13 protein-coding genes are annotated in these 18,463 nt (G+C 54.5%); 8 read left to right on the top strand and 5 right to left on the bottom strand.

Annotation, left to right across the window (positions count from 1 at the left end; genetic code table 11):
• Window positions 1-366 precede the first annotated feature (366 nt).
• On the top strand, window positions 367-999 hold the full coding sequence (locus LA756_RS18670) for a response regulator transcription factor (RefSeq protein WP_224436244.1): 633 nt from the start codon (window positions 367-369) through the stop codon (window positions 997-999).
• A gap of 173 nt (window positions 1,000-1,172) precedes the next feature.
• On the top strand, window positions 1,173-2,381 hold the full coding sequence (locus LA756_RS18665; RefSeq protein ID WP_224436243.1) for a VCBS repeat-containing protein: 1,209 nt from the start codon (window positions 1,173-1,175) through the stop codon (window positions 2,379-2,381).
• On the opposite strand, the gene LA756_RS18660 is transcribed toward LA756_RS18665, so the two are convergent.
• From LA756_RS18660 to LA756_RS18650, 3 genes are read right to left on the bottom strand one after another with little or no spacing between them, the layout of a single operon-like run.
• Complete coding sequence (locus LA756_RS18660; protein WP_224436242.1) at window positions 2,378-5,431, bottom strand: hypothetical protein; 3,054 nt, start codon at window positions 5,429-5,431, stop codon at window positions 2,378-2,380. The genes LA756_RS18665 and LA756_RS18660 overlap by 4 nt on opposite strands.
• 15 nt (window positions 5,432-5,446) lie before the next feature.
• Window positions 5,447-5,962 carry an HAD family hydrolase gene (locus LA756_RS18655; protein ID WP_224436241.1) on the bottom strand — a complete coding sequence of 172 codons (516 nt, stop codon included), beginning with the start codon at window positions 5,960-5,962 and terminating at the stop codon, window positions 5,447-5,449.
• Window positions 5,963-7,051, bottom strand: a complete 1,089-nt coding sequence (locus LA756_RS18650; RefSeq protein WP_224436240.1) for an SIS domain-containing protein — start codon at window positions 7,049-7,051, stop codon at window positions 5,963-5,965.
• 386 nt (window positions 7,052-7,437) lie between these two features.
• Between LA756_RS18650 and LA756_RS18645 the strand changes: the two genes are divergently transcribed.
• Window positions 7,438-9,369, top strand: a complete 1,932-nt coding sequence (locus LA756_RS18645) for a serine/threonine-protein kinase (RefSeq protein ID WP_224436239.1) — start codon at window positions 7,438-7,440, stop codon at window positions 9,367-9,369.
• Window positions 9,370-9,613: 244 nt separating this feature from the next.
• Window positions 9,614-10,765, top strand: coding sequence for a GNAT family N-acetyltransferase (locus tag LA756_RS18640; RefSeq protein ID WP_224436238.1), 1,152 nt, complete (start codon window positions 9,614-9,616; stop codon window positions 10,763-10,765).
• A gap of 320 nt (window positions 10,766-11,085) precedes the next feature.
• Here the strand turns inward: LA756_RS18640 and LA756_RS18635 are convergent, their stop codons facing one another.
• Window positions 11,086-12,354, bottom strand: a complete 1,269-nt coding sequence (locus LA756_RS18635) for a DUF1501 domain-containing protein (RefSeq protein WP_224436237.1) — start codon at window positions 12,352-12,354, stop codon at window positions 11,086-11,088.
• Between the two features lie 73 nt (window positions 12,355-12,427).
• Complete coding sequence (locus LA756_RS18630; protein WP_224436236.1) at window positions 12,428-14,098, bottom strand: DUF1549 domain-containing protein; 1,671 nt, start codon at window positions 14,096-14,098, stop codon at window positions 12,428-12,430.
• A 975-nt stretch (window positions 14,099-15,073) separates the two neighbouring features.
• Here LA756_RS18630 and LA756_RS18625 point away from each other — a divergent pair.
• The 4 genes from LA756_RS18625 (at window position 15,074) to LA756_RS18610 (ending at window position 18,405) form a co-directional block, all read left to right on the top strand.
• Window positions 15,074-15,751: an RNA polymerase sigma factor gene (locus tag LA756_RS18625; protein ID WP_224436235.1), complete on the top strand. Its 678-nt coding sequence runs from the start codon at window positions 15,074-15,076 to the stop codon at window positions 15,749-15,751.
• A gap of 247 nt (window positions 15,752-15,998) precedes the next feature.
• Window positions 15,999-16,511, top strand: a complete 513-nt coding sequence (locus tag LA756_RS18620; RefSeq protein WP_224436234.1) for an anti-sigma factor — start codon at window positions 15,999-16,001, stop codon at window positions 16,509-16,511.
• Window positions 16,501-17,727: a hypothetical protein gene (locus tag LA756_RS18615; protein WP_224436233.1), complete on the top strand. Its 1,227-nt coding sequence runs from the start codon at window positions 16,501-16,503 to the stop codon at window positions 17,725-17,727. Before LA756_RS18620 ends, LA756_RS18615 begins: the two co-directional genes overlap by 11 nt.
• Before the next feature lie 201 nt (window positions 17,728-17,928).
• Entirely contained in the window at window positions 17,929-18,405 is a 477-nt protein-coding gene (locus tag LA756_RS18610) for a hypothetical protein (RefSeq protein ID WP_224436232.1), read from the top strand.
• Window positions 18,406-18,463 lie beyond the last annotated feature (58 nt).

The raw sequence follows: 18,463 nt of genomic DNA, 5'->3' as shown, positions 1-18,463 counted from the left end.
CCTGGTCAACACAATGAGGCATTTTCGCGACATCGGACATCGTTGATTGCGGAACAGCGGCAACCCGCAATTTCGGTTGCGCTGCAATCTGGCCCCTTAAAAGGGCAAAAAACCAGCGAACTACTATGTTTAGCGGGTGCGGAACTGCGCAAAAAGGGGCGCAACTCGGCTAACCACACTGGAAATGCCTTTCGAGGGGGTTAATATGGGGGCAAGGCAGCGCCGATAAACGCAAGGTTATCGCGGATATGCAGTTAGTGAGTTTTTAGGTATTTCAAAAAAAATGTCTTGGCTCGCAACGGGTGGGGAATACTGCTCCGAGAAGCCGCCCATAACATCCACGCTCGTACCAATTGAGAGGTCCCTATGTCCATTAACGTGTTGGTTGTCGACGACCATGAAGTCGTCCGCAGCGGCCTGGCGTGCCTGTTCCGAGGCACCGACATCCAAGTTGTCGGGGAAGCCGTCGACGGCAACGACGCCATTGAAAAGACTTTGCAGCACAAGCCTGACGTTGTGCTGATGGATATCCGAATGCCGGAAATGGACGGTCTGGCTGCCCTGGAAAAGCTTCAAGCAGACTCTCCCGGCACTCCCGTCGTGATGCTTAGCACTTACGATAACCCAACGTATGTCGCTCGCGGCGTTGCGTTAGGGGCCGTCGATTACGTTCTTAAGGGCTCCCCCCGCGAACAAATCGTCGGTGCGATCCACAATGCAGCTAATGGTGGCATGCAGCAGGAAGGCGGCATCATGTCTCGCGTTAAGGGCACGATGGCCAAACGTCACGACGCGAAGAACAGCGAATTCCCGCTGACGAATCGCGAAATGCAAGTGCTGCGTCACTTGGCTCTCGGTTTAAGCAATCGTGAAATCGGCCGATCGCTGAGCATCAGTATCGAAACGGTTAAAGAACACGTTCAAAACATCCTTCGCAAGATTGATGTTACCGATCGAACCCAAGCCGCCGTTTGGGCTGTTCGCCAAGGGCTTGTCTAAACGCCGCGTTCGATTGTCGACCAAACGTACAGTTGCCTCGCATTTAGCTGCGAGGCTTTTTTGTGCGCCGACTGATTTTTGCGATGACAGAATTTCTGGACGACGCACAGATCGCGCGATAAGTTGCGATTCTCCCCCATCGCTTTTGCTTCCTCACCCTGGGACCTGCCGCCATGCTTCGTCGCTCGATCGTTGCTGCCCTGTTCGTACTTATTGCTACTTGCGTTGATGCGGAAGAGCCCTGGAAACGGCACACCATCGACAACAGTTCGCGTGGAGCTGACGGAGTACGTCCTCGCGATGTCAACGCTGACGGCCTTCCTGATCTTTGTACCGGCTGGGAAGAGGGAGGTGTTGTCCGTGTCTATCTTCACCCCGGCCATGCAAGTGTCCGCGAAGCTTGGCCAGCGGTGACTGTCGGTGACTTCCCTAATGTAGAAGACGCCGTGTTTGCCGATCTGAACGAAGATGGAGCGTTCGACGTTGTGATCTCGTGCGAAGGGAAGCAACGCACGACCTTCGTCGCTTGGGCTCCTGTAAAATCAGAAGACTATTTGAATCCCGAAGCTTGGCGAACCGATCCTCTCGTCGACGGGCAGTGTGCTAAGTGGATGTTCGCGCTGCCATGGCCGGGGAAGGATGGTTCGGAAACCGATATCATCAACGGCTCGAAGGGCGAGATGGGATCTGTCGGGCGATATGTCCGAAACCACGATAAATCAGGCAACTATTCGTGGTTCTGGGAGCAGATTGCCTATGCAGGCTGGATCATGTCGCTGGTCTCGGAAGACATCAACGGAGACGGACACGCGGACGTCTTACTGACGGAACGAAAAGGACGTAAAGATCCCTGGGATGATTCGTCCCCCTGCCTGGATAAGCCTGGGATCTATTGGATCGACATGGCCAATAATGAGAAGCCAGGCACGCCCCAATTAATCGGTGGCAGTGAACACGAAGTTATGTTCTTAGATGTCGCGGACATCGATCAGGACGGCGATCGTGACATTTTGACCGCCACACGTGACGCAGGCTTGTTGCTCTTTCTTCGTGACGGCACAAATCTGGCGTACGAGGAACAGGAAGTCCCACTTCCCGACAACGCGGGAACGGGCAAATCGGTTCGTGCGGTCGACGTCGACATGAACGGATCGCTGGACTTGGTATTCAGTTGCGAGAATGCCCAAAACAAGCATGGCGTCATGTGGCTAAAGCGGGAGAGGGACAAGTGGGTCGCTCATCCGATTAGCGGCGATCAAGAAGGAACCAAGTTCGATCTTCTCCAACTGATCGACTTGGATGGCGATGGCGATCTGGACGTTCTGACGTGTGAAGAACGAGAGAACTTAGGCGTCATTTGGTACGAGAACCCAACGCGTTAACGAATGCCGGGGATCTTCGGCAAGTTGATATCGTTGGACTGAATGCCAGAAACGTTGATCTCTTTACCGTCATCGATCTGGAATCGACGTGTCTCTGGCCAGTATTGAATCTTGCCGGCTTTCAATTCTTGCCGCGATCCACCAATGTGTTTTTGGTGAATCAATTGAGCCGCATTGCGACCGTTACCACTCATCGTCAGTAAATGCTTTTCCGTCGAGTAGCTGATACGATCGGCCCAAGCACTGTACATCTTTCCTTGAACTTCGCTGTTGCCCATTGCCAAAATCTCTGCGCCGCCGAGCGCCGAGTTTTCTGGGTGCTGTACCACGGTCAGGCGATCGCAACGAAGTGTGACATCCGTAGCATTCATCGCGGCCGGATTCTGCAAGCTAATTTCATCTTCCCAGTTTTTCACCGGCCCGTAAAAGGCTCGATCAACTTTGTGGAAGGTAACTTCCTTGCGATGAACGTTCCCGGAAACATGACTCACAAAATCGACCCGTAGGAAAGTCAGCTGCTTTTCGTTAGCCGGCTTTATCGGAGCCGCCTGGCCGGGGATCTGTCCTGAGGGACCGCCAAGCATAACCGTCTTGGCCGTGCCAGGTCCTTGAGCATGGATATCGCCGGTGACCTGATTGATAGCAAGCGTCTTTCCATCAAACTGGTCGACCGACTTAGTGATTCCTTCTTCTACGTTTCGATTCCAAAGCTGAACGCCGCCGGAACACTCCACTTGCTTGGCGCTCAGGGGTTTGGAATTCTGCGACTTGTTGGCAGCAGGATCGACGAAGTTGATTGGCCGATCGAGTGTAATCGTTAGTCGAGCCGTATCGAGCTGACTTCGCCGTCCTTTAATTCGCACAGCTCGGTCAAACGTGATTTGATCGTGCTGAGCTTGGAGACTGCCTTGCCATTGAACGTTGAAGAACTCAGACGTCGCCAACTTACGACCTTGGAAATCGCGATCGAGAGGAAACTCGAGCGTCCCCGGTCCTTCCGTCCAAACACGTCCCTGCAATTGATTCACGAGTAAGCGACCGCTTCGCATGATCAAGCCGCGGCCGGAAACGGTTGCCGGCTCGCCGGTGACATGGATCTCGGCATTCTGGTCGGAAGCATTTAACAGCTGCACGACATTGCCACGAACCATAAAGGGATCGATCAGGCCTTCTCCTTCTGGCATCTCAGCCATTTGAACCTGGCCAGAGATTTGTGCCGAATCGAGATAAGACTTCTCGCCATCAAAGCGGACGACCAGCTGAATCGTCTCGCCCGAAAGTCGAAAGCGTGTCGGCTTCTCTTCTGGCGTATCTTCTGGTTTCGCTGATGGCTGTGAAGGGGGCTGAGGGCTAGGATTGCCTACGTTCTGCACAGGCGGCATTGGTGCGGGATTCGTTGGCTCGGCCGGTAACTTGCCTGGCTCGTTGGCTTGGGCGACTTGAGGTTCGTCAAACTGGAACCAGGTTTTAATCTCGTTGGTTCGTCCGACAAGCTGCGGCGTGTCGATCGCAACTCGTCCCATCCCATGTAACCGGCTGGGAATCAGCTTTTGTTTTTTCTCGCCGGGAGGTGTTACGTCTTGAAGGAAGACATACAGCTTGTCTCCCGATATCTGCCCCTTCTTCTGCGTCGAGACGGTCGCGCCTCCTTCGACGGCAACGGCATATTCTCCGTTTTGTGGCTCGATACGAAACTGATCAGTCCACGCGAGTCGGCTGACCTCGGTCGGGTCTTTCTCGTTCAAGTTGCCTGTGAACATCCCTGGTCCAGCTGCCCAGACACGTCCCAAATGACTAGCGTTATCCCCTAGTTCATACATCACGTGAGGTGACTCGCAGCGGTACTTATCCTTCGTCAGAATTGCTTTCGGATTACCTTTGATCTCGATCCGCTTCTTGATCAAATCGTAGATCAGCTGCTTTCCTTCGGCATGCGCCGCCACGCTGGTCGCGTCCAACGTGAACGGATTTCCGACGGCCACTAGTCGCTGCATTTTTAGCTTGGCCATCTTCTGCTGAGCGTCACCTTCAGGGACGGCTGCGACCGGTTCGCTATCCCCCTCGTCAGCAAGCTCTTTTTGGAAATAGACCTCCAGCAAGTCGGCTTCCAATGCGTCCGTCACGCCTGAGGCCACCAAGCGGCGGACTTGTACCTGATCGCGGAACGTAGCAACGCGATGAGAACCATCAAACACGAAGGGGCCTCGACAACGAATCTCGACGGGTGCCGAGGCGTACATTCGATTGGATTGCTCACGCATTCCTGGCATCTCGGCAGCGTTGCCAAGCAAGCCGCGGCCTTCGGTCGATAGCACAATTCGATCGACTTGCACCAACTCGAGCACCGAAAGCCCTGAGATGTTCGGTCCTTTTTTCTGACCGCCGCTGGGGCCTTCTTCAAACTGTGCAATCAGATGTCGGCCGTTCCCTTGATGCTTACCCATCAAGAACTGCACATCTTTTTTCGTTTCAATTCGGTTAGAGGCCAGCATCACGTCCGACGTGATCACGTCGAGTGGTTCATGCTGTCCGTCGGCACTTTTACGCGTGATCTGAACGTTGCCGAGCAGTTGGCCACCCATCAATTCGCCGATTTTGCCGAACGCGATATTCAATTCCGAGAACTGCAGGATGGCTCGCTCTGCATTGAGCACGACGACCGGCTTGTTCCACTTCTCCGGTTCCTGATCCGACTCGAAGGCGATAATCGTCAGGGGTTCAAGCTCAAGCTGGTTCTCTCCCACTTCGTGAAAGTCTTTCATCAAGAGCATGATATTGTTGCTCTCAAGGACTTTGGTCGAACCTAGCTGCCAGCTTCGCGGCGGGAAATAGAGGGCCAACTTCTGTTTCTGCTGACCGAGGAAGTCTGCCGCACTGAACGTGTTGGCGGGTTTTTCGATTTCTTTGATCGTCGGCTCGATCCACTGGACGACCGACATTTGATAACCAACGGCAATGGCTACCATCACGCCAAACGCGACCGCCACTCGAATCGATTGCCCGACGAGTGTTGGGGGTTGCCAGTTATCTTCCTGAATGGCGGTCGTCAATGTAACCTTCCGTGATCAGTAGGTCTGAATGATGTTATTCCAGACTTTCTTCGCCTTGAGGATCATCTCGATAACCTCGCGAAGGGCTCCTTTACCGCCGGGCGTCTGGGTGACGTAGTCGGCAGTTGCTTTCACTTCTTCAGCGGCATCCGCAACGGCGATGCCAAGTCCGGCCAGTCGAATCACGCCTAAGTCGATCAAATCGTCTCCGACGTAAGCTAACTGTTCTGGCTGCAGGTTGAACTTGCTAAGTACTTCCTCGGCCACTGTCGCTTTGTCGTGGATCCCTTGCCGGACGATATCCATGCTCAGCTCTTGGGCTCGAAGCCGCACTACTTGCGAGTTGCGTCCAGTAATCAGGCCACACTTAAAACCTGCTTGCCGCCACAGCTTGAATCCCAAACCGTCACGGATGTGAAACTGCTTCGACTCAACGCCTTCGTTGTTCAATATGACCCCGCCGTCGGTCAATACACCATCGACATCGGTCAACAATAGTTCGATCGCCTGGCATCGCTGTTCCAGATTCATCTACGCCTCTCGTTCGTCTTGGTTCGGATAACGAATTTTGAGGGTCGGTCGTTCGGCTTGCCCCGTCGACGAATCTTCGTCGCGAGGAACCTGACCCACCATATCCGTCACATCCAACATACCAAGAGGCCGACCGTCGGCGTCAATCACCGGCAACTCGCTGATTTTTTCATTCGCCAGGCGGTTGAGTGCCGCCTGAAATCGAGTTCCGATGATGGTGGTCTTGGGGTGCGTTGTCATCACCGTTGAAATCGGAGCATGAATATCGACCAGGTCGTCTCGTTCAAAGAGCCTCGCCAAATCGCTATCGGTGAAGATCCCAGATAGTCGCCCGGCGTTGTCGACCAGCATCACCGCTCCGGTACGTCGCCCGGTAACGCGCACCTTTTGGAAGACGTCGCGAATCGAAAGCTTATCGGAAGCAACGCGACACTGAGCCAGCGGGCGCATCTTTTCTTCAACGAAAGCCAACTTACGGCCAAGACTTCCGCCGGGGTGATAACGGGCAAAGTCTTCGGGACGAAAACCGCGATGCTGACTGACTGTCATCGCCAACGCGTCGCCCATCGCCAACATAGCGGCAGTACTTGCCGTGGGTGCTAAATTCAGCGGGCAAGCTTCCGTAATGCCACCCAATTCCAAGACGACTGTCGCTGCTTTGCCCAAGGTGTTTTCGGCCGACGAAGTAATGGCAATCAGCGAAGCCCCCAACCCGTGGATCATCGGCAGCAAGCGTACGACTTCTTCGGTTTCGCCACTTTGCGACAACATGATCACAATGTCTTGTTCGCCAACGCGTCCCAGGTCACCATGAATCGCTTCGGCCGGATGAAGAAAGTGACTGCGTGTTCCTGTCGATGCAAAAGTGGCCGCCAGCTTCGTTCCGACATGACCTGCTTTGCCGATGCCGCTGATGATCACATCCCCGGGGCAACGCAGCACCATTTCGACTGCCGTAGCAAATCGATCGTCAAGCGCATCCGCGACGCGCAGCATGACGTCTGCTTCGTGGCGAATCGTAGCTTGGCCATGCTCAATCCAATGAGCACGGGGCAGGGAGGTTTCTTCCCGACGAATGGGCGAACTCATGACACGCGTCTTCCTTGACAGGGTCATTGCTGCGGCGGACCGGATGCAACGTAGGCAACCGAAGCGGGGCGATTCTACGCGTTTTCGCGAAATGCCTCAACAGAAACTGCCGAACGACCACACTGGCTCATTTTGAGACAATTCGTCTCAGATCGACAGCAAGTCATAAATATTAGTCAAGTTCGATGCGAATTATTTTGCGGCAAGAAGTCGGGCAGCCATAACGGCTTATAGCGAGTATCAGGGAAATCCTGACACTTTGTTCGAATCTGGCGTGTGGTTTGCTCGGTTTAATCTTTTGGCAGAAGAGGCGAACGATTACTATTCCGCGCGCGTCCAAATGATTGCGACCCCTCGCATGCCTAACCGATTTGAGGGAACGATCGATGATTGAGCTATCCAAGTTAGGTCCATTTGCCCTGGAGAACCGCCTCGGCAATGACCCCTCCAGCCATGTGTTCCATGGCTTCCATCTAAAACAAAAACGCCAAGCGGTCGTTTGCATCCTGCCTGAACGATACGCAGAGAATCCTCGTGCTCGGCGGCGGCTCGAAAAGCGTAGTCGTCAGCTGATGAAGATGAATCACCCCAACATTGTCCGCTATCACGGCGCTGGCATCGATCAGGGGATTCCATTCTTTGCACTCGACTTTGTGGACGGTATCAGCCTTCAACAATATCTTGATCAGCATGGGCCACTGCCGTGGGAAACGGTGGTTGAGATTGGCCTGCAGGTTTGTGCCGCGCTCGCGGCCGCCCATCACATGAACATCCATCACCTTGATGTTCGCCCGGCCCACATCCTGCTTTCCGGCGATGGTCTGAAAGATCCACGCCAGCCGCTGAAAGTTCAGCTGACAAGTTTTTGGGCTGATCCTCGCTGGCGACGTTCTTCCTTGTTGCTCTTCCCGAAAGACCGACAGCAGTATCTCTCGCCAGAACAGTTTGAAGATCCACAGTACGTCGACGACGCCACCGATATCTTCTCGCTTGGCTGCGTTCTGTACGAAATGATCACCGGCAAATTGCCGTTCAACCCGCTCGCTTCGGGTGAAGAGCGTTGGAAACTGCCCGAACGCCCTGCGTCGCTGGAACTGGACTGTCCGGTTTGGCTCGATCGCGTCATCATGCGAATGATCGAAGTGATGCCTGACCGTCGCCCATCTGATATCGACGCGGTCGCCGCTGGTCTTCGCGAATCGCAAGACGCCGTCGCGCGAGGCATGAGCGCCATCGAACACGCGTTGGTTGGCAACAATGGACGCGAGAGCATCATCGATATCGGGATCGATCGGAGCGAGGCAGAAAAGCTTCTGCATAAGCCGAGATACCAGGAACGTGGCTCGTTCTTTAACAGCCGAATCTTCCTCGGTTTGGCGTTGATCGTGGTAGTTGGTGCACTGGTTTGGCTGCTTCGCCCGCTAAACGACGCTCAGCTTTACGCCAAAGCGGAACCGTTGATGCTGACCGAAGACACCACCAAGTGGCGCGAGGCGGAAACGAATTACATTCAACCGCTACTAGATCGCTATCCTGAAAGTGAGTATGCCGAAACAGCCCACGGCTGGATCGACATGATTCACGTAGAACGCGCCGAGGCTCGCTTGGCAATCAGCCTACGTATGGGACGCGAGTTCCGAAGCGATGCCGAGCGTCGTTTGGCCAATGCACGCGGCTTGGAAGAAGCCGGCAATCATCTTGCTGCGTGGCATCAATACGACAAGATGCTGGAAGAACTTCCTGATACCACCGACAACCGTCCCTATCATTTGATCGCCCAAAAAGAGATTAACCTTCTCCAGCATTTGCGTGTTCGAAGCGGCGTCCAGCAGTCTTCGCTGAACGACTTCGTTCTGCAAGCCGAAGAAATGATTCTCTCGGGCGAAGTGAAAGAAGGACGCGAGATCTTCCGTCGTATCATCTCGCTGTACCAGGAATATCCTGACGGGGAAGGGGCCGTCGAGCTTGCCAAAAGTGTGCTGGCGAAACCAATCTCCGTAAACAATGGCAAAGAAGCAGCCGCTTCCAAACCGCGTATCGCGCAGGGAACCGATGCCCAGCAAGAGGTTCGCAAGCCAGAAATGGCTGCGGCCGAAGAAGACGTTGACACATCGCCTGCCGAGACAACCGACACCGAACCGATGGAAGACGCATCTCCAGCCGAATCGGACATGACTCCGGCCGAGGAGGCACTGGACGTCGACGTTTCGGAAGTCGCGACGCCGGAAGCTGGTCCTATCGAGAGCGAAACACCGACCAAGCGAGCTCCTTTGTTCCCCGTGAATCCTGGCTTCTCGTCAGGTGAAACACAGTTCTAACTTCGCAATTCGCTTAGTTCGTTCCTACAAAAGAGGCCTGTCGAGTGAGTCACTCGGCAGGCCTCTTCTATTTGTATCGATTGCAACGGCTTTAGCAACGTAGATCCATCCGAGAGGTGGGGATTACCGCAACCATCTGGCGGCCCTGATCTGTTTCCCGGCATAAGGTTGAAGTGAGTCGAGCGGCCCTGTTTGCATGAACCGCGGCCACCATGAACTGCCCCGATCTCAGGACTCAGCTTCAATGCTTCGTGTTTTGGAAATTAACGAGCCGCAGGATTTGTCCTACGTGCGATGCAACTGGCATCGCTTGTGGGAATCGACTCCCGGCGCGACGTTCTTCCAGACCTTGGAATGGCTTCAAATCTATTGGAAGCACTTCGGAGAAGGTAAATCGCTGCGCGTCATCCTTGTATTGGAAGAGCAGCGACTTGTTGGGGTCGTACCTCTGGTTGTTGTGAACGAGCCGACACGTCTGGGGCGCGTTCGCGTTCTGACTTATCCACTGGCCGACTGGGGAACCCACTTCAGCGTGCTTGCTGAGAACCCTCAAAAGACATTAAGCCGTGCGCTTCAGCACGTTCAGGAAACTCCTCGAAACTGGGACATGATCGATCTGCGCTGGCTGGCAGAAGAAGACATGGAGATCAATCTGACCAGCAGCGCGATGACCGAAGCAGGCTACTCCGCGAACCCAGGAGTTTGGAAAGAAACGGCGTTCGTCGACTTCGACGGAGACTGGGAAGACTATTTGCGGGCACGCAGTCCAAAGCTGCGTAGCGAGATTCGCCGCAAGTTAAAGAAATTCGATCTTACCGGACGGGTTCATCTCGAGCGTTATCGACCCAAGGGCAAAGAAGCCGGGGACTGCGATCCTCGCTGGGATTTGTATACCCAAGCTACAGCAATCGCCGAGAAAAGCTGGCAAGGGCATTCAACCACAGGCACCACGATTTCGCATCGCCAGATTCGCGCCTACATTAAGTCCTGTCACATCGCTGCGACAGAACTAGGCATGCTCGACTTGGCCATCTTGCACTTCGATGGGCGACCAGTTGGATTCTGCTACAACTATTGCTCACACGGACATATCTTCGGACTGCGCCGTGGCGATGCTCCTAAAGCAAGAGAACATGGCCTGGGAACCGTGCTGACGGCCATGCTGATTCGCGATAGCTTCGAGCGAGGGGACGTATCGCTCGATATGGGGCCAGGCTCTTTTGAGGCCAAACGTCGCTGGATGACGCGAATTGCCACCGTTGGTCGCATGACACACTATCCGATGTTAGCTCCCCGCGCTCAGATTCTTCGACTGAAACATTGGTGGCAAAGCTGTCGCGACCGCAAGACCGGGCGTCTTCGCACGACGCTGGAAGAAAAGCAAGGAAGCGTTTGAGCTAGCTAAATGTTCTGAAGAAAAGCTCAAACGAATGATCAAGACTATCTGATCGCTTGGCAAATAATTAATAGCCTGCGAACGAACTTCTCGGAATAACTTCCCCAAGAAACGAAACACGGCCGAAAGTCTTTACTACCACGAGGTAATCAGGGGCTTTCGACCGTCGCGCTTCGTTGGATTATGTCGCCGGGACTGTTTTACCCGGCTTTTTCCCGAGGAAGTAACAACTTCGACGGGCTGATGTTGCTTGGTTATTAATAGGTTCGCAGTGAGGTCTCGATTTTCTTCCCGCTCTGCGAAACTTTTTTCACCTTTTTCTAGGCGACCAATTCCTTGATAACTTTGCCACCATTGGCGATCTTCATCGGACGACCGCTCTTGCTGGTGAACGTTGTATCAAGCGAGATACCCATTGCACGGCAAACCGTAGCCATCAGGTCTTCCGAGCTGTATGGTTCCGTTTCGACGCGAGTACCATCCGAGCTGGTCGCACCGACAGCGATACCGCCGTTGATACCACCACCACCGACGACCGTGCTCCAGCTGCGAGCCCAGTGGTCACGACCGGTGTTGCCGTTGATACGTGGGGTACGGCTGAATTCACCCATCCACACGATCGTGGTGCTTTCGAGCAAGCCACGCTGCTTGAGGTCGGTCACCAACGCGCTCATCGCACGATCGAGAACCGGCAGCTTGTTGTCGGAAAGGGTGTTGAAGATGTTCTGGTGGTTATCCCAACCGCCCAGGTCAACTTCGATGAACGGAACGCCTGCTTCGACCAAACGTCGAGCCAGCAAGCAACCACGGCCGAAGCCATCGTTACCGTACAGTTCCTTCATTTCTTCCGGCTCTTCCATCACCTTGAAGGCCTTCATCTGATCGCTGGTCATCAGCTTGACGGTCTTGTCCAGGATCTTTGCATGATCCATGGCAGCCTGACCGCGATCTTGGCTGACGAAACCACGTTCGATCATTTGCAGCATGCTCAAGCGGCTTTGCAGCGTTTCATCGCCCCAGCCCTTCATACCCAGGTTACGAACCTGACCGCTGCTGCTGACAGTGAACGGTGCCCACGACATTCCGAGGAAGCCTGGACCGACACTACCACCACCAACGGAGACGAATGGAGGAATTTCCAATTCGTTGTGGTCGCTGGCCAATTCGTGAGCGATCACCGAACCGTAGCTTGGGTGCTCGATGTTTGGATTAGGAACGTAGCCGGTGTGCATGTAGTAACGACCACGACCGTGATCCGCTTCACGCGTGCTCATCGAGCGAACGATCGAGAGGTTATCCATCACCTGGGCGACCTTCGGAAGGTGTTCCGAGATCTGCACGTCGCCCTTGGTGCTGATGGGACGGAAAGGACCGCCGGTGTTCGTACCAGGCTTCAAGTCCCACAAGTCCATCGTGCTTGGACCACCACCCATCCACAGCATGATGCAGCTCTTGCCGCGTTTCTTCAATTCTTGGGCGTTGGCCTGAATGGCACTTCCCATCATCAGCGACGGAGCAACCATTGCGGAAGCACCAGCCATGTGAGACATGAAGTGACGTCGGGTCATCCCCTGAGGAGTCATACTCATAGAAAAGTTCCTTATTGATGCGCCCGACGACTCGGGCCAGCGATGTGGTTACTGGTTGGAGTACGTCGAAAGTTTAGTGATTCAAAATGAACTCGTTGCTGTTCAGCAGGGCCCAGAAGACATCTTGCAATGCTTTGGCCATGTCGCCCTTATGAACGCCAATCAAGTAGTTAGCAGCTTGCAGCTCGTTGCGTGTCGGACGTCGAGCGACCGTTGCCATGTACAAGTGATTAATCGCTTCCTTGCCATCGCGGCCTTCGGAAGCCATCGTGTGGATGAAGCTACCAGGCTTGGTGCTCACAGCGTCCATGACCAAGTCGCCATTGAACATCATGAGCGCTTGAGGAATGGTACCGTTGAACGTCGTCGCTTCGTCCCCTTCGTCGGTGCCGAAAGCGGTGACGAACTGCTGCATCCATTCGCTCTTCTTCTTTTCCTGAGCTTCGTAGCTGCCGCGAGTCTTGTGAGCTTCGGTGGCTACAAGCAGCGATTCGTACAGTTGTTCGGCCTGCATCTGACGCAGATAGAAATGACTGAACTTAGGTGGTTCACCCACCGTCGGATCATCCAGGGCATTCCCCTTAGTGATTCGGCTGGAAAGACCATACGCTTCGCTCAGCGCGATCCAACGGATCAGGTCCTTCAAGTTAAAGCTGTTTCCACGAACTTCTTCGCCCAAGTAGCTGATCAGTTCAGGATGAGTAGGACGATTGTGCGGTCCCATGTCATCCACAGGCTTGGTGAAACCATAACCGAGGAAGTGGCCCCAGTAACGATTCGCGATCGCTTCCGGCAGACTTTCCGAGTCGGTGATGAACTTCGCAAGTTCATCACGGCGGTTCACTTCGTTCACGCGACCGCTGGTTGGAATCTTTTGGCCATCCAGAAATTCTGGATAGGCGACTTTCAGCAAACCGTTACGTAGTTCGTAGTAGATTTCTGCATTGTTGATGTTACGGCCTTCGCCCATGAAGTCGACATTGCTGAGCGTCATTGCTCGCATGTTGTCGTCGCCACCGGCTGGCATCTCGCCACGGCGTGCTCGCGTTTGACGGAAGAACGCATTCAGGTTCCAGAACTTCTCTTGCTTCCATTCGTTGAACGGATGGTTATGGCACTGCGTGCATTGCACCTGCATGCCCAAGAAGATCTGTGCCGTTTTGGCGGTTGCCTGGACGCCGTTTTCGTCCAGCTTATCCATATAGAAGTTGACCGCACCGTTGAAGCCAGGCATCCCAGGCGTATTGGCCCCTGTCGCACTGACAAGCTCTTTCACCATTTGATCGTATGGCTTGTTACGAGCAAAGCTGTCACGCAGGTACTTCTGCATGCCAGGACGGCTGATCTGCGAGTTGTTATCCGTTCCGCCATTACGACCGATCAGAACGTTCGTCCAGATAGTGGTCCAGTTTCGGGCGTACTCTTCGGTGTACTTCTCGTCGTAGAGCAGTTTGTCGACAAGTGCCTTCTTCTTATCTTTCGAGCGATCACGCTGAAATTCGTTCAGTTCATCAACCGAAGGAACACGCCCCAGCACGTCTAAGAACAGCCGACGAGCCCAAACGGTGTCGATTTCTTCCGGTGAAGGGGTGATTCCGTAGTCTTCCCAGCCCAGGCGAATCTGTTCGTTGATCTTTGCGACCTGAGGGATGCCGTAATCATTCGACTTATCGGCGGCCGACGAACCCGCGGCAAATGCGAGCACTAAGCCGAAAGTGACGGGAATAAATTGCCAGCGCGACATGGGGTTACCTCTTCTACAATTGAAATGGACGGCGAAAAGCCCTCGTGCGTAACGAGTTAGGTTGTCCATCGTGAGCTACCATCCTGACGAGACATTGCTACAATGTCGTAACTCACCCTGGATAAACGAGTCTGTACTATGAATGTACTCGTTGTTTTTCCTGGATTGGCGGGATTTCTGCGAGTTTTCTCCCGCTTAGAGCTGCGATACCGGGCTTTTAATCTATTCTGCGGATTTCAAGTAGATTATTCCGGGGTGGGAAAAAGTTGGTTTTTTAGCACCAATTTTCATTTTTCGATTTGGTATCGCATTTCGCAGCACTGAAACCCCCATCCGGGGCGTATCAAAATTGCACACTGATCAATTTTGCAACGTGCAAAATAAAACAGGCGAGTCGCTTCAGTGAAACGAACTCGCCTGTTCTATTCGGGATGGAAGGGGGAGATCCTTCCAACTCAAGCCTCTTATCATCCTTTCGGAACGACCTTAACCCAATGCCTCTAAAGGATTAAGGCCAAAAACCGGTGTGCCTCTTCTTAATACCGGCCCCTGTTATCCAGGATCCTCTTCTCTGTTACGACCCTGTCTCAACTTCCGTTAGGATGCTAGGTATATATGCAATGGGCGTGCCAAAAGAATTTCCTTACCAAGAAATCGCCCGCAAACTTCCCTCATACACCATGCAGACCCTGTCCATACTTTTTCAATGTTCCTTGTACACTCCGGTATAATACGTCCAGCGTTGTTCAGACTTGCTTGTCTTGGCTTGTCCTCATGCCCCTTGCAGCTCTTTCGAGGGGGCAAAGAAACCTTTGTTCGTGGCCGGGGTTATTCTTTGGGTACCCTGATTCATGATGACCACCTTGTTGAACAAGCCGTAGCGGACCACAGCGACCACGCGGAACCCACAAGCCCAGGCTGCTAGTTTTTGCCGATATCAGTCCCTAGACTGAAACGCTGGGAAGTAACGTCCCGGTGGAAAACGTTGTCACGTCGGCTCGCGGAGAAGATGCCTTGTCGATTTCGGAATCGACTGCCCGAAAGTACGAACTGCAAGATCCGGATGTCCGGCTCATGCTGTTGGTGCGCGATGATGACGCCGCCGCGTTCGAAGAGCTCATGCTCCGTTACCAGCGCCGCGTGGTGACCGTGTTGGAACACCTCACCGGCAAACGAGATCTCGCCGAAGATCTGGCCCAAGATGTCTTCATGCGCGTTTACCGCTCGCGAAAGACTTACGTGCCCGGCTCGCGGTTTTCGACTTGGCTCTTCACCATCGTCAATAACGTCGCCAGCAATGCGCGGCGAAGCCTGGCAAGACGCAAAGAAGTCCAAGTCACCAACACCGTCGATCAGTCTGGCAGCCAGCCGGCGAACCCGATGGAACGCATTGCCACCGCGGCAAGTGGCATGATGCCGACCAGACAACTCGATAAGTCCGAGATGGGTTCGATCGTCCGCCAGGCCATCGAAACCCTCAACGAGCGGCAACGCATGGCCGTGCTGCTGTCGAAGTTCGAGGAAATGAGTTACGCCGATATCGCCGAAACGATGGGCATGTCGGTCCAAGCGATCAAGTCGTTGTTGTCCCGCGCCAGGGCCAACCTCAAAGAAGCCCTGCAACCCTACTTACAAGAAGGAACGGTTCCTTAAACATTGCCGAGAGCTCTCTTTCCAGTCCCCTCTCCCTTTCCAAGGGAGAGGGCTACGGTGAGGGTTGTGAAGTGGGTACCCGTTTCGCCCCTCACCCTAACCCTCTCCCCGCAGGGGCGAGGGGACTGGAAAGAAGACATGCCCACGCAGACGAGGGCATGGCACCCACGCCATCCATGATCAATGACAATGCTAAGGAACTTTAGCGGATCAAGCGGGTTCAACCCGTTTACCTAGCGACGTAGCCATGACTGATCCCACCGCACATCCCGACGCCACTACCGAGATGGACGAGCTGTTAGCCGCCTATCTCGACAACGAGCTTTCCGACTCGGAAAGAGCGATGGTCGAAACGCGCCTCGCCGAGGACGAAGCGTTCCGTAGTCGCTTGGACGAACTCGATCGCGCGTGGGACATGCTCGACTCGCTTCCCAAAGCCGACCTGGACGACGAAAAGTTCGTTCGTACCACCGTCGAGATGATCACTGTTGCCGCCTCGCAAGAGATCCAACAGTTCGAGCAACAGAAGAAACGCACAGCCACGATTCGTCAAATTGGTATCGCCCTGGGAATCGTTGCCTTGGTCGGCATGGGCTACATGCTCACGCAGTGGCGACTCACGCGGCCTGATCGAGTCCTTGTCGAGAACCTGCCGGTGATCGAAAACGTCGACGAGTTCGAGCGTATCGACAATATCGAGTTCCTCGAGTCGCTCCGCAAAGAAGGCCTCTTCACGGGAGAAACCAGCGATGAATCGTAACGGCATCACAGCCGCCACCATCGTTGCCCTCGTGTTGGTCACCTCGCTGATCGGCCACGCGCAAGAGAGCATTTCGGATCGCGTGGCACGTATCGAAACGATGTCGGCCGCCGACAAAACGGAACTGCGTCAAAAGCTGGAACGCTTCGAGAAGCTTTCGTCCGAAGAACGCAATCGCCGCATCGCACTCAACGACGCGCTGAACGAACATCCCGAAGGGGATCAGCTTCGAGAAGTGATGCATCGTTATTACGACTGGCTGAAAACCATCAGCTCGGTCGAACGTCTTAAGCTTCAGGAACTGCCGCCGGACGAACGCATCACCGAAATCAAACGCATCATTCAGATGCAGGAACGCAAAGAGTTCGACGAGCTGACTCGATACGCGTTCCGCGACATAAAACCGAAGCGGGAAGACTTCGACGCCATTCGTCAGTGGTTCAACCAGTGGCTTATCAATCACAAAGAAGAGATCCTGGCCAACGAGCCGAAGCTGTACGAGAAAGTTCCTTGGCTGAAAGAACGCCTGGAAGACGCCTCGGAAGATCGAAAGCTGTTTGTCATCTGGGTCTGGATGTTCCGCGTTCCTGACGTGAAAGCGTTGACGCCGTCGGACGAAGACTTCGACAAATTGGCTTCCCAGTTAGACAAAGACACGCAGACGAAGTTGAAAGCAGAGCCGGTCGAACGCCAGCGAGGGCTATTGGGCGCATTGATGCAGGCCGCCGTCTTCTCACATTTCCAAAACCGCGTGGACGACGACGAGCTACAAAAGTTCTATCGCAAACTGCCGGAGAGTCGCCAATCGGAACTTGCGGCAATGTCACCGGAGGCGTTCGATAAAGAATTGCGTCGCGACTATATGCGTGAGAATGGCAACCGTTTCTTTGGTGGTCGTCCGCCTGGTCCACCTCCATGGGAACGTGACCGAGACGATCGTGACGGGCGCCGAGGCAACGACCGAGATGGCCGCCGCGGCGATGGACGCGGTGGCGATAACCGCGGTCCGGATGGCCGTGGCGATCGCGGCCCCGAAGGCCGAGGCCCTGATGGTCGGGGACCTGGCGGCCCAGGCATGCGTGGCGATCGCGAGTTCGGACCGCGACCTGAGTTCGACGGACCTCCCCCGATGCGCGACGGCGACTTCGACCCTCCGATGCCTATGCCCCCAATGGACGACGACGCCAAACCAACCGCTTCATCACCAAGCAAGTAGGTTAGTCCGGATTCGTCGATTTATTCTTCTAGTTCCGGGTGCCATGCCCTCGTTCGCGTGGGCATATCTTCTTCCCTCTCTTCGCATCGCAAGTCGCTCCCCTTTTTCACACAGCGGCTCCAAGATGTTAGACTCCGAGGCGAATAGCGTAAGTACATTGAACATCGCTTGGTCGCGATAACGCCTGCAGGGAGCCTCGATATGCACAACAGAACAAGCGTCTTGCTTATGGGAGTGGTCATCGTTGCCGCGGCGACGGGATGTTATCAACCGAAGAATACAACGCCCATTCCTGTTCCCAAAGGTGCGTTGATCGAGATCTATCAGATCACTCCAACCCAGGGAGCCAACACAAAACCGGCGATCGATCCGGTCAACGGGACGCCGATCTATCTCGTCACGCCACCGGTCGTGGCGACAAACGATATCGAAACCATCGCAGTCCAAGAAACCGATTTGCCTGACTCCCCAGGCCTCGCCCTCAAGCTAAAGCCATCCGGCTCGCGAAAAATGGTCGCCGCAACAACGACGGCCGGCGTCACGCAGCTGGCATTCGTCGTCAATGGCTCCGTGGTATCGGTTCCCAAAGTCAGGGCAATGATCGGAGATCGCATGGTCATTACCGGCAGCGCGAATGACCCTCAGTTCGCCAATGCCATGAAGATTTTCGGTAAATAGTCGTACCCCTTTCTAATACGGCTAGAATAGCGAACTTCCGCAAATCGGTTTCCTCGCT

Source organism: Bremerella sp. TYQ1, assembly GCF_020150455.1.
Classification (GTDB): Bacteria; Planctomycetota; Planctomycetia; order Pirellulales; family Pirellulaceae; genus Bremerella; species Bremerella volcania_A.
This window is presented reverse-complemented; position numbering and strand designations above follow the sequence as displayed.

Coding starts and splice junctions, on each gene's coding strand:
- LA756_RS18670 (WP_224436244.1), top strand. CDS start 367: ATGTCCATTAACGTGTTGGTTGTCGACGACCATGAAGTCGTCCGCAGC.
- LA756_RS18665 (WP_224436243.1), top strand. CDS start 1,173: ATGCTTCGTCGCTCGATCGTTGCTGCCCTGTTCGTACTTATTGCTACT.
- LA756_RS18655 (WP_224436241.1), bottom strand. CDS start 5,962: ATGAATCTGGAACAGCGATGCCAGGCGATCGAACTATTGTTGACCGAT.
- LA756_RS18650 (WP_224436240.1), bottom strand. CDS start 7,051: ATGAGTTCGCCCATTCGTCGGGAAGAAACCTCCCTGCCCCGTGCTCAT.
- LA756_RS18645 (WP_224436239.1), top strand. CDS start 7,438: ATGATTGAGCTATCCAAGTTAGGTCCATTTGCCCTGGAGAACCGCCTC.
- LA756_RS18640 (WP_224436238.1), top strand. CDS start 9,614: ATGCTTCGTGTTTTGGAAATTAACGAGCCGCAGGATTTGTCCTACGTG.
- LA756_RS18635 (WP_224436237.1), bottom strand. CDS start 12,354: ATGAGTATGACTCCTCAGGGGATGACCCGACGTCACTTCATGTCTCAC.
- LA756_RS18630 (WP_224436236.1), bottom strand. CDS start 14,098: ATGTCGCGCTGGCAATTTATTCCCGTCACTTTCGGCTTAGTGCTCGCA.
- LA756_RS18620 (WP_224436234.1), top strand. CDS start 15,999: ATGACTGATCCCACCGCACATCCCGACGCCACTACCGAGATGGACGAG.
- LA756_RS18615 (WP_224436233.1), top strand. CDS start 16,501: ATGAATCGTAACGGCATCACAGCCGCCACCATCGTTGCCCTCGTGTTG.
- LA756_RS18610 (WP_224436232.1), top strand. CDS start 17,929: ATGCACAACAGAACAAGCGTCTTGCTTATGGGAGTGGTCATCGTTGCC.